Genomic DNA, 11,209 nt, shown 5'->3' with positions numbered 1-11,209 from the left:
CCGATTACATCTTAGCTGAGCCACAAACCTGTCCGAATTAGTAGGACCACTTCAGACAGCGAAAACTGATCAGGACGTTTTCGCCTTTGCCAAGCCAGAGCTAAGCGCGCGCGAAACAGAAGTTCTGAGCCTTTTGGCGACAGGTATGCAGACCGGACGTATCGCTGAAAAAACAGGTTTGGCGGAAATAACCGTCAGCAAACACTTTAGAACAGCGCGCCAAAAGCTACGCGCAGCGACCCGTGAGCAAGCTTTGATAATCGCGATGCAGCACGGTTTGCTCAAGTTTTAGGCAGTTGTGCTATCGCCCCATAAGAGCGTCATCAAACGGGTAAGTCGTTAAGTTCTCGCACCCATCCTCGGTGATCAGTACCTGATCTTCCAGCTTGATTGAAAAATCACCACCGACTTCACCACATGCCGCTTCAACACAGAGCACCATCCCCGGCTCTAACGGGTATTCGAAAGATCCGGGAACGTATTGATCTTTATGAGCAATCAACGGCCATTCATCACATAACCCGACGCCGTGCATCATGCACCCATATTGCTGCGCTTTGAACTTTGCCGGATGCTCCATGCACTGATCAATCAATTCAGGGATCATTACGCCGGGCTTAAGGAGTGACATGTTGTGCATGATAAAATCATGCGAATGGCGCATCGTGTCGATCATATCTTGGCGTGGTTTTTGATCGCCGATCCACCAAGTTCGGGAAATATCGATGCATATGCCGTAAGAGCCAATAAGGTCGGTATCAAAGGCGATAATCTCATTGTTTTGCGTGATCCGGGGGCCGCATTCTTGAAACCACGGATTTGTGCGTTGCCCGGATGCGAGCAAGCGGGTCTCGATCCATTCGCCGCCACGTTTGATGTTTTCAGCGTGTAAAATCGCCCAAATATCATCCTCAGATGTGGCTCCATTCGGCACGTTGGCCCGCGCAAATGCTTCCATTTCGGCACATGCAGTTTCGCAGGCATGATTGGCACAGCGCATGGCGAGAATTTCATCCGGCCCTTTGATCGCGCGGGATTTTTCGGTGACCTCTTCACCATCTTTGATCTCAAAGCCCTGCGCTTCGAGGCTGCGCAGGCCGTGAAGCATGATTTTATCAACAGCGAGGCGCTTGTTGGCACCGCCATGCTCTTCGATCAACACGCGAATTTCGTTGGACAAAACATCTGCTGCAACATCCACTTTGTCGCCGCGATCAAAGTAAAACAGGTCTGCACCAGAGCGTTGCTCACGGACCAATGGATTGAATTCGCTGAGAAAAGGTGAGTTTTTGTAATCCCAAATCACCATGTAGCCATCCGCGCATAGCAGAACAGCGCGAAATGGATTGTGGGTATTCCAAAGCTGCATATTCGTGCTGTCGGTGGCGTAACGAATGTTGAGCGGGTCAAACATTAAGAGACCGCCATAGCCGCGATCCACGATGTGTTGGGTCAAACGCTTCCATCGATATTCGCGCATGCGTGCAAGGTTTGGCAATTCTAACCCCGCCGCGCGCCATTCGCCAAAGGCAAGCTGGGTTGGGCCAATTTCGATCCGGTTGTTGTCATTGGGCGTGCCATCGCCAAGGGTTGCGCCTTGGTTCGGGTCAATTTTGCGCGTTTCGCGGTAATGTTGGTTCATGTGATGGCCTCCCAATACGAACAAGAATGAGCATCGGTTCTCGCTTTGGCGCGCGCGGCTGCGACCTCAACATACGTCGTTTTCAAGCGATAATGAGCAGGTGACGGGGCAGGGGCGCTTTGTTACTAGATCCAGCATGAGCAATATTTTTCAAAGTGAGCTGCCAGCGGAAATGCGTATTGAACGCGCTTTGCCAGGCATTCAACCGCTTGAAATGTCTGATTGGCTACGCGTGGATGATGCATATGCGGCTCAAATGCGTATGCGGTCAAAATTGATGACGGGCAAAGGCCACGCGGTACGTGCTGCTGTTCAAGGCAGCGAAGCGGCAATTCAAGAAACACTGGATCTGACTATCAAGCAAATTCAAACCCTTGAGGGTTTCCATTTTGATGGTGGTCAAATGCGCTGTCCAGATGGGCGACTTGTCGATCTGACGGGGGATCCGTTGTATGTCATGGGGCACTTAATCCAAGAAGATATCTGCATCCTAGAAAAACCAAGGGGCTCGGACGAGCATATCTTAAGCGCTGCGATCTTGTGTTTTCCATCTCATTGGACGTTGAGCGAAAAGATCGGCAAGCCGATGGGGCGCATTCATGAACCGGTCGCGGATTATGATGAAAATATCCGTCGCCGTGTGCAGCGTCTATTTGATGGCGTGAAAGTTGATCGCCCATTGTGGCGTTTCAATCGTGCCTATGCGGGGGCGAGTTTGTTTCAACCGCGCTTAGAAAAGGACTATGAACCGACTGACTTGGAGGCTTCACGAGATTTCTTGCGATCAGAACGCCAATGTTTGATCCGTCTCCCGAAATCTCAAGCTGTGGTTTTTTCGATCCACACTTATGTGATTGATCTACGGTCCGCTTGAACAAAAAAAGGCCCAGTCGAGTGACCGGGCTGATTGAACTGTTCACTTTAGCAAGGATTCTTAGCGACCCCACACCCGAACTGGACCGCAATCCATATGCACAAAGTTGGAACCTGAGTAACGCCCAACGCCACCACCTTTGCAAGCTGCCGCTGCGCGAGAAACTTGGCTCACAGAGCGAGATGACAAACGCAAATCGGCCGCTTGGCCCTTCATGTGCAGTGAATTCTTTGCCACGCCTTTGGAGCGGGCGCGCAACATGTTGTTCGTCTTAGGGCTACGATAACCGGAAAGGAGCATGTAAGGCTCGCTTGAATCCAACAAGTTATGTGCCGCTGCCATCACGTCGATGGTGCGCAGGTCGATGAACTTCACATCATTCGTGCGCCAGTCGCGCATAAACCGGTGCACTTCTTGCACAGATTCTTTGATGTACTTGCCTTCGACCCAGTAAATCATGTCGATACGCTCGCCTGTACGGCCAGAGTACATCTTGATGCGTCGGATATCGCCGCCGCCGCGCAAAAAGCCAGCTGCGTTCGAGTAGGTCGGTGCTGCTATGACCGCTGTCGCTGCAAAAGCGCGAAGCAGGCCACGGCGCGTTACGCCGGTACTTTTGCTATCTGTAGTCACTTTTTTCGTCCCGTTCTTACCTGTTCGCATCCGATGTTACGAATACTCTGCCTATTCATCCCCGCAGTGGTATCTCTATTACATAGTTCGAATCGCCAACCAAGCATCGATTTCACAAACCAAGTTTTAACAACTAATTTCGGCATTTTTTTGCTCAATTGTGTAAATATATCATTACGCTGACTCTGATGCGACAGATCGGGACGCAGCTTCGGTGCAAGCCTGCACCACACTGTGTGTTTTGTGCGATCTTTCGAAAATGTGAATGGACTCGTGCGCGTCGGGTGAAGGAAGACCTAGATCATAAGAACGCGCTCTGCCGGCGCGGCTATTGTTACATATCGGGGGGCCACGATGCAGATGCTTCGCAGTCAGACAGTTATTTTATTTAAAGCGCTTTTTGTAGCGCTCGCACTCATGCTCGTCAGCTTTATTGCAACGCCTGCGGATGCTCAGGTCACAGCCTTTAAACAGGCCGTTGCAGAAGCCGCTGCGAAAGACAAAGACATCGCGGCTTTTTATCAAGCCAACAAATACAAATCGATCTGGACAGGGCGGGGCAACAAAGACCGTCAACGCCGCGACGCACTTCTGAACGCGGTAACCAATGCCGCAGATCACGGCCTGCCAGTCAGCCGTTATAATCCAGAGCAGCTTAAAGCGGTTCTGAAACAAGCGCGCAGCCCACGAGATCGTGGCGCGGTTGAGGTCGAGATGAGCCGGATTTTCCTTCAGTATGCCCGCGATTTGCAGACTGGTGTTCTGACACCGTCCAAGATTGACAGCGAGATTGTGCGCCAAGTACCACTGCGGGATCGCGTGTCTTATCTCACAAACTTTTCCAAGTCATCGCCCAAGCGTTTCTTGCAAGCGCTGGCACCTACTGCACCTGAATATGCGCGCCTGATGAAGGCAAAGCTTTTGATGGAGCGCCAGCTCGCCAAAGGTGGTTGGGGTCAAAAGGTTCCCGCGAAATCGCTCAAGCCCGGACAATCTGGCAACGCGGTCGTTATTATGCGCAACCGTTTGCAGACTATGGGCTACCTTCAGCGCTCTTCTGCGCAAACCTATGACGGCGCAATGCAATCTGCGGTTCAGCAATTCCAGATGTCTCGCGGTTTGAACCCTGACGGTGTTGCGGGTCCGGGCACGATGACAGAGATCAACCGCCCGATTGAGGCCCATTTACAGGCCGTCATGGTCGCAATGGAGCGGGAACGCTGGATGAACCGTCCACGTGGCAAGCGTCACATCTGGGTAAACCTCACGGATTTCTCCGCAGTGATCATGGACAATGACAAAGAGACGTTCCGCACGCGCTCTGTCATCGGCAAAAATCAAAGCGATCGCCGCAGCCCTGAGTTTTCCGATGTAATGGAATTCATGGTGATCAACCCATCTTGGTACGTGCCACGCTCGATCACCACGAAAGAGTACCTGCCATTGATGCAAAAGAACCGTAACGCCGTGAGCCACTTGCAGGTGATCGATAGCAAGGGTCGCAGTGTTTCGCGCTCTTCTGTCAACTTTGCTTCGTATTCGGCGAAGACCTTCCCATTTAGCCTCAAGCAACCACCAAGCCGTGGCAACGCGTTGGGTCTGGTAAAGTTCATGTTCCCGAACCGTCACAACATCTACTTGCATGACACGCCAGCAAAGAACCTGTTCAGCCGCGAAGTGCGCGCGTACTCCCACGGCTGCATTCGTTTGCACCAGCCGTTTGACTTCGCTTACGCTTTGCTTGCAAAGCAGACGAATGATCCTGAGGGTTTCTTCCAAGCGAAATTGAAAACAGGCGCCGAGGCGCGTGTGAACTTGAACGAACCTGTGCCTGTGCACATCGTATATCGCACCGCTTATGTCACTGCGAAGGGCAATGTGAACTTCCGTCGTGACATTTATGGTCGCGATGCGAAGATCTTTTCTGCACTGGTCAAAGCAGGCGTGCAGCTGCGTGCCGTCGACGGCTAACAGCATCCTAGATTAAGAATTGAGAAAGCCGGGGGCAACCTCGGCTTTTTTTCGTTTCAGCACCGTGGTATCGCGTGTCCAACGCAATCGCCGCGATGAGGTCTCAAATGACATATACAATCAAGCAAATCGCGGATGCGCTCGGGGCCGAAGCTGTGGGCGACGTGAATACTGTCATTCAATCCATCGCTGAACCCGCGAGCGCGACTGCGGATCAACTGGCCCTTGCTTTGAAACCCGAGTTTGCAAAAACTTTGGCCGACGGTGATGCCAAAGCTGCGATGCTTTGGGCCGAAGCGGATTGGCAAAGCTATGGGTTGAGTGCGGCCATATTAGCACCACGCCCACGTTTTGCGATGGCCGGTTTGAGCGCGATGATGGATCCCGGTACAGGCGGCGAAGTTGGCATACATCCCTCTGCCGTGATCCATCCTGATGCGATCTTGGGGGAGCGCGTCTCTGTCGGTCCGCTCTGCGTGATTGAAGCGGGTGCAAATATTGGTGCTGGCAGTCGCATCAGCGCACAGGTTTTTATCGGGCGCGCTGCGATGATTGGCGAAAACGCACACCTGCGTGAAGGCGTCAGGATCGGGGCGCGCACGCGTATCGGCGCGCGTTTCATCGCGCAGCCGGGGGCTACCGTTGGGGGTGATGGCTTTTCTTTCGTCACGCCTGAGCAAGGTGCAGTCGAGCGCGTGCGCGATAGCCTTGGTGATCAAGACGAGGCAAAAGCGCAAAGCTGGGCGCGTATTCACTCACTTGGCGCTGTGCAGATCGGTGATGATGTTGAGTTGGGCGCAAACTGCTGTGTGGATCGTGGCAATGTGCGCGATACGGTTATTGGCAATGGTTGCAAGTTCGATAATCTCGCGCAGATTGGCCACAACGTGGTGATTGGCAACGACTGTCTTATCTGCGCGCAAGTGGGGGTTGCGGGCTCCACGCGCATCGGCAACAACGTCGTTCTTGGCGGACAAACGGGTGTCAGCGACAACGTCTTTATTGGTGACAATGTCATCACCGGTGGTGCGACTAAAGTGCTCTCTAATGTGCCCGCGGGACGTGTGATGCTGGGCTATCCGGCGGTCAAAATGGACAAGCAGATTGAGCTGCACAAACTGCTGCGCCGCTTGCCGCGCCTGTTCAAGGATGTCGCAACCCTGCAAAAGGGTGTTTCAAAACCGGGCGACAGTGACTAGATCGAGCTTATCGGATTATGCACAAAGGGTACGTCCATGAGCGTTCGTGAAAAAGTCTTCGAGATTATTGCTGAGCAAGCCATGCTCGACGTGAGTGATGTGACTGCGGATAGCACGCTGGAAAGCCTTGGCATTGATAGTCTTGGCCTTGTCGAGAGCATCTTCGCGATTGAGGAAGAGTTTGACGTAAGCATCCCCTTTAATGCCAATGAGCCTGATAAAAGTGACTTCGACATCTCTTCGGTTGAGAGCATTGTGGCCGGCATCGAAGGTCTGGTTGCTGCAAAATCGTGAGACGCGTTGTCATCACTGGTGCTGGCGCGATTAGCGCGTTGGGGCATAGCGCAGAGGCAACAATGGCCGCAATGCGCGAAGGCAAATGCGGGATTGGACCGCTCGAGTTTCGCGATGTAGAGCGGCTTTCGATCCAGATCGGTGGGCAGGTCAAAGGATTTGAAGCTGAGGGCTTGTTCAACCGTCAACAAATGACGCTTTATGATCGGTTCACCCAATTCACGCTCTGTGCGGCACGCGAAGCGATTGATCAATCTGGCCTTGAATTTACTGGCGAACTCTCTGCGCGCTCTGGCGTTGTGCTTGGCACGGCGGGCGGCGGGGTGAGCACGTGGGATGACAATTACCGCTCTGTTTATGAGGACGGTAAAAACCGCGTGCATCCTTTTGTAGTTCCCAAACTGATGAACAATGCAGCCTGTTCGCACGTCTCTATGCAGCACAATCTCAAGGGGCCGAGCTTTACGGTTTCTACCGCTTGCGCCTCATCCAACCATGCGATGTCACAAGCCTTTGCGATGGTGCGCACGGGCATGGCCGAAGTGATGATCACAGGTGGCTCAGAATCCATGCTATGTTTCGGTGGTGTCAAAGCGTGGGAAGGCTTGCGCGTCATGTCTAAAGACGCGTGCCGTCCGTTTTCAGCCAATCGCAACGGCATGGTGCAAGGTGAGGGGGCAGGCGTGTTCGTCTTTGAGGAAATGGAGCACGCAAAAGCGCGCGGCGCGGATATCCTGTGCGAAGTCGCTGGCTTTGCGATGTCGTCAGATGCCGCTGATATTGTTATGCCCTCCAAACAGGGCGCTGCGCGTGCGATTGCGGGTGCTTTGCAGGACGCTGGGATTGATCGCTCGGAAGTGGGCTACATCAACGCGCATGGCACAGGCACGGCGGCGAATGACAAGACCGAATGCGCGGCAGTCGCGGATGTGTTTGGACCGCACGCGGATGATTTGATGATCAGCTCAACCAAGTCGATGCATGGGCATTTGATTGGCGGGACAGGTGCTGTGGAATTGCTCGCCTGCATCATGGCGCTGCGCGATGGGGTGATTGCGCCGACGATTGGCTATGAAGAAGCCGATCCCGAATGTGCGCTGGATGTGGTTCCGAATGTTGCGCGAGAAGCGAATGTTGACGTTGCCCTTAGCAATGCCTTTGCCTTTGGTGGTTTGAACGCGGTGCTTGCGCTGCGCAAGTTCAGCTAACAAAAAACGCGCCCGAAGGCGCGCTTTCCGAAATCTCAAATTGAAGCGTTATTACTGACGCGCAACCGTTGTCTTGTCAAAGCTTGCCGTAAAGCCGTTGAGCGACATTTCCAATTGGATCTGCTGATCTTGCGCAACAAATGGCACAATCGTTACAACTGCTTTCGCGCCGCGCTTGAAACCGTTGAGGTCGCTGTTCGTCAGTCCGATCCGTGCAAAACAACCGATCTGGTTGCACAGCGAGTAGGGGTAGCGCTTGCTCTGCGCGCCATCGACGGCAATGCGCAATTGCGCCTGCAAAGCGGTTTCCAAAGGCACGATGACAGTTGCACCTGCTACTGCCTGACCACCCTGCGGTAGCTTAAAGAGGCTGACCTCAGCCAAAGGGTTGCCTGCTTCGTTCTGCAACAACTGATACATCTGGCAAGGCTCGTCTTCGCCTGTTTCAGTCTTCACACACTGAATCTCCCAATCCTGCACAACTTCGCGCACGTAGGTCTGACCAACTTGTGGAACAGATGTATCCTCGCCAAGGCTCAGATCGCCTTCGCTCGTTGGAACTGTGTTGGGTGTTTCTTCTTGCGTCGCAGTCTCCTGCGCCATTGCGGCTCCACTAAGGGCAAAACATGCAAGCGCTGCAAGCGCGGTCATACGAGTGAACATAGAAATTCGTCCTAAGTTAGGGTCGTTTTTTGAGTGCCTAGCATGTGCAAAAAGAACTGTCAGCGCTTTGGACACATCAGAGCGGCGATATTACGCTTATCTTGCTTAAACTGGACTGCTTGGCAAGTCCCTCAAACAACACAGATGAGCTTTGGGGATAGGCGCGAAACATACACGATTGCCCATAAAAAAGGAAGACCTCTGCGGGTCTTCCTTTTCTATTCTTCTCCCTGTCGGACTGGCCGACTTATTAAAAACATAATATTGCTGGGCTTCCGAAGCGTCAACAGCAAATCGACAAAATGTCGCACAACAAGCGATCCGACCTACCGCTTTGGGTTGTTAATTGTTGTTATGCATATCAACATGCGCGAGCTGGACAAAAAAGACCGCGTCGCTTAGGACGCGGCCAGTCTGACAGGGAGGAAGGCCGTCCACAACAAGAAGGACACTTGGCTGTGAACGATTGCACTGTGACATTAATAAGTTAACGTGCCGTTTCGCTAAGCTCGCTTTGGCAACAAAATTTTACGTAAATTCAGGAGTACGCAATGGAACATCATATTTTCGTCGGTGGCGGCGGCCCTGAATATACGGACAAACAGTGGCTCAACCTGAAATATGCCAATCGTCATGGTCTGATTGCAGGGGCAACGGGTACGGGTAAAACTGTTACGCTGCAAATTCTGGCTGAGAATTTCTCGAATGCGGGCGTGCCTGTGTTTTTGACAGATGTGAAGGGCGACCTTTCAGGTCTTGCGGGCATCGGTTCTGAGACGTTCAAACTGCACGAGGCATTTACATCGCGTGCCGAAAAGATCGGTTTTGAGGATTATGCCTATAGTCGTTTTCCCGTCACTTTCTGGGATCTGTTCGGTGAGCAAGGTCACCCTGTGCGCACAACTGTTGCAGAGATGGGGCCATTGTTGGTGTCGCGCCTTTTAGAACTCTCCGAGCCACAAGAGGGTGTCGTCAACATCGCCTTTCGTGTGGCGGATGAGCAAGGCATGGCGCTTTTGGATCTCAAAGACCTGCAAGCATTGCTGGTCTGGGTTGGAGAGCACCGAGAAGAACTAACTTTGCGCTATGGCAACGTCTCAACCGGCTCAATCGGCGCGATTCAGCGTCGCCTGCTCGTGCTCGAAAACCAAGGGGGTGCGCAGCTTTTCGGTGAACCTGCACTTGCGCTTAGCGACATTATTTCCACTGCGAGTGATGGCCGTGGCCGCATAAACATCCTCGCATCTGACAAACTCATGGGCGCGCCGCGTCTTTATGCGACGTTCTTGTTGTGGCTGCTCTCTGAGTTGTTTGAAGAACTGCCTGAGATCGGCGACCCTGACAAACCCAAGCTCGTCTTCTTCTTTGACGAGGCGCATTTGCTCTTTGACGGCGCACCAAAACCGCTGGTGGATAAGGTCGAGCAAGTTGCCCGTTTGATCCGCTCCAAAGGGGTCGGTATTTATTTCGTCACGCAGCGGCCCTCGGATGTGCCCGAGGATATTCTTGGCCAGCTTGGCAACCGCATTCAGCACGCTTTGCGCGCCTTTACCGCTCGGGATCGTCGTCAGCTGAAAGAAGCGGCAGAAACCTACCGCGACAATCCGCGTTTCGACACGGGCGAAGCGATACGCGAAGTGGGTGTAGGCGAAGCGGTAACGTCAATGCTGCAAAAGAAGGGCATTCCGGGTGTTGTTGAACGTACATTAATCCGCCCACCTAGCTCGCAACTTGGTCCTTTAAGCAAGTCAGAGCGTGCGCAGGTTATCGCGAACTCGCATATCGCGGGCAAGTACGAGAACAAGATTGACCGTCAATCCGCTTATGAAATCCTGATGGGCCGCGCGGATCAAGCTGCGAAAGCGGCTGCGGAAGCGGAGGCCAAAGAGGAAGAAATGGAAATCGCAGAGCGCGAATACAAATCTGCACGCCGCTACAACGGCACACGTGTAAGTCGTTCGACCAGCCGCGGCCGCGCCAAGAGCGACAGTTTCGGCAGCGCGATGGCGCAGGTTGTGATCAAAGAACTCAAAGGGACCACAGGACGGCGCATTGTACGTGGCATCCTGGGTGGTCTGTTCAAAGCGAGATAAATCGAAATGACAAAACTGCGTATCAACCTCGCCCTTCAAGGGGGCGGGGCGCACGGGGCGTTTACTTGGGGCGTTTTAGATAGGCTCTTGCAAGAGGATGATCTGGAGATCGCGGCGATCGCTGGCACCTCGGCGGGAGCTTTGAACGCGGCCGCGCTCAAATCAGGCATGCTTGGCGGTGGTCATGAGGGTGGGCGCGCTGCATTAGACGCGCTGTGGGCCGAGGTCGCGCATAACTCTTCCGCGGGCATGAGCCAGTGGTTCGCGCAAGACTTGTTCTCACCCTCGATAATGAGCAAAGCGCTCGAGCTCTCACCGATGTACGCCTTTGCCGACGCGATCAACCGCATGACCTCACCCTATGCATCTGGCCCGTTTTACAATCATCCACTGCAATCTATCGTTGACTGTTTGGATTACGGCGACGTCTGCGCACCCGAAGGACCGGACTTGTTTATCGGAGCGACGAATGTGCGCAGTGGTAAAGTCAAAGTATTCAAGGACGCAGAAATTGGCCCCAACGCTTTGCTTGCTTCAGCATGCCTTCCGACGCTGTTTCGCGCGGTTGAGATTGATGGTGACCTGCCCCCCGAAACTTCCCTCAGTTTAATGTAGAGTTTGCTCAACCATCG

11 protein-coding genes are annotated in these 11,209 nt (G+C 53.3%); 8 read left to right on the top strand and 3 right to left on the bottom strand.

Features of this window, described 5'->3' with window-relative positions:
- The first annotated feature begins 28 nt into the window (after positions 1-28).
- Positions 29-292: a response regulator transcription factor gene (locus PFRI_RS21765; RefSeq protein ID WP_084649538.1), complete on the top strand. Its 264-nt coding sequence runs from the start codon at positions 29-31 to the stop codon at positions 290-292.
- A gap of 9 nt (positions 293-301) precedes the next feature.
- On the opposite strand, the gene dddP is transcribed toward PFRI_RS21765, so the two are convergent.
- On the bottom strand, positions 302-1,642 hold the full coding sequence (gene dddP / locus PFRI_RS00350) for a dimethylsulfonioproprionate lyase DddP (RefSeq protein ID WP_072628787.1): 1,341 nt from the start codon (positions 1,640-1,642) through the stop codon (positions 302-304).
- 136 nt (positions 1,643-1,778) lie between these two features.
- Here dddP and PFRI_RS00345 point away from each other — a divergent pair, with 136 nt between their 5' ends.
- Positions 1,779-2,516 (top strand): heme-dependent oxidative N-demethylase family protein, encoded by a 738-nt coding sequence (locus PFRI_RS00345; protein WP_072628786.1) that lies wholly within the window; start codon positions 1,779-1,781, stop codon positions 2,514-2,516.
- 60 nt (positions 2,517-2,576) lie between these two features.
- Here PFRI_RS00345 and mepK read toward each other — a convergent pair whose 3' ends face one another.
- Positions 2,577-3,179 (bottom strand): peptidoglycan L,D-endopeptidase MepK, encoded by a 603-nt coding sequence (mepK, locus tag PFRI_RS00340; protein WP_072628785.1) that lies wholly within the window; start codon positions 3,177-3,179, stop codon positions 2,577-2,579.
- Positions 3,180-3,509: 330 nt separating this feature from the next.
- Between mepK and PFRI_RS00335 the strand changes: the two genes are divergently transcribed.
- The 4 genes from PFRI_RS00335 (at position 3,510) to PFRI_RS00320 (ending at position 7,821) form a co-directional block, all read left to right on the top strand.
- On the top strand, positions 3,510-5,120 hold the full coding sequence (locus PFRI_RS00335) for a L,D-transpeptidase family protein (RefSeq protein ID WP_072628788.1): 1,611 nt from the start codon (positions 3,510-3,512) through the stop codon (positions 5,118-5,120).
- 107 nt (positions 5,121-5,227) lie between these two features.
- Positions 5,228-6,319, top strand: a complete 1,092-nt coding sequence (lpxD, locus tag PFRI_RS00330; RefSeq protein WP_072628784.1) for a UDP-3-O-(3-hydroxymyristoyl)glucosamine N-acyltransferase — start codon at positions 5,228-5,230, stop codon at positions 6,317-6,319.
- Between the two features lie 36 nt (positions 6,320-6,355).
- Positions 6,356-6,613, top strand: a complete 258-nt coding sequence (locus PFRI_RS00325; RefSeq protein WP_072628783.1) for an acyl carrier protein — start codon at positions 6,356-6,358, stop codon at positions 6,611-6,613.
- Positions 6,610-7,821 (top strand): beta-ketoacyl-[acyl-carrier-protein] synthase family protein, encoded by a 1,212-nt coding sequence (locus tag PFRI_RS00320; RefSeq protein WP_072628782.1) that lies wholly within the window; start codon positions 6,610-6,612, stop codon positions 7,819-7,821. Before PFRI_RS00325 ends, PFRI_RS00320 begins: the two co-directional genes overlap by 4 nt.
- A gap of 51 nt (positions 7,822-7,872) precedes the next feature.
- Here PFRI_RS00320 and PFRI_RS00315 read toward each other — a convergent pair whose 3' ends face one another.
- A complete protein-coding gene (locus tag PFRI_RS00315) occupies positions 7,873-8,484 on the bottom strand; it encodes an invasion associated locus B family protein (protein WP_072628781.1) in 612 nt (203 codons plus the stop codon).
- 551 nt (positions 8,485-9,035) lie between these two features.
- On the opposite strand from PFRI_RS00315, the gene PFRI_RS00310 reads away from it, so the two are divergent.
- Positions 9,036-10,577 carry a helicase HerA-like domain-containing protein gene (locus PFRI_RS00310; protein ID WP_072628780.1) on the top strand — a complete coding sequence of 514 codons (1,542 nt, stop codon included), beginning with the start codon at positions 9,036-9,038 and terminating at the stop codon, positions 10,575-10,577.
- A 6-nt stretch (positions 10,578-10,583) separates the two neighbouring features.
- Complete coding sequence (locus tag PFRI_RS00305) at positions 10,584-11,192, top strand: patatin-like phospholipase family protein (RefSeq protein ID WP_072628779.1); 609 nt, start codon at positions 10,584-10,586, stop codon at positions 11,190-11,192.
- Positions 11,193-11,209 lie beyond the last annotated feature (17 nt).

Origin of the sequence: Planktotalea frisia, from assembly GCF_001890925.1 — a bacterium.
In the GTDB taxonomy this organism is placed as follows: Bacteria; Pseudomonadota; Alphaproteobacteria; order Rhodobacterales; family Rhodobacteraceae; genus Planktotalea; species Planktotalea frisia.
This window is presented reverse-complemented; position numbering and strand designations above follow the sequence as displayed.

Bases quoted from the DNA above. Each gene is read 5' to 3' on its own strand.
- dddP (WP_072628787.1), bottom strand. From the start codon at position 1,642: ATGAACCAACATTACCGCGAAACGCGCAAAATTGACCCGAACCAAGGC.
- PFRI_RS00345 (WP_072628786.1), top strand. From the start codon at position 1,779: ATGAGCAATATTTTTCAAAGTGAGCTGCCAGCGGAAATGCGTATTGAA.
- mepK (WP_072628785.1), bottom strand. From the start codon at position 3,179: ATGCGAACAGGTAAGAACGGGACGAAAAAAGTGACTACAGATAGCAAA.
- PFRI_RS00335 (WP_072628788.1), top strand. From the start codon at position 3,510: ATGCTTCGCAGTCAGACAGTTATTTTATTTAAAGCGCTTTTTGTAGCG.
- lpxD (WP_072628784.1), top strand. From the start codon at position 5,228: ATGACATATACAATCAAGCAAATCGCGGATGCGCTCGGGGCCGAAGCT.
- PFRI_RS00325 (WP_072628783.1), top strand. From the start codon at position 6,356: ATGAGCGTTCGTGAAAAAGTCTTCGAGATTATTGCTGAGCAAGCCATG.
- PFRI_RS00315 (WP_072628781.1), bottom strand. From the start codon at position 8,484: ATGTTCACTCGTATGACCGCGCTTGCAGCGCTTGCATGTTTTGCCCTT.
- PFRI_RS00310 (WP_072628780.1), top strand. From the start codon at position 9,036: ATGGAACATCATATTTTCGTCGGTGGCGGCGGCCCTGAATATACGGAC.
- PFRI_RS00305 (WP_072628779.1), top strand. From the start codon at position 10,584: ATGACAAAACTGCGTATCAACCTCGCCCTTCAAGGGGGCGGGGCGCAC.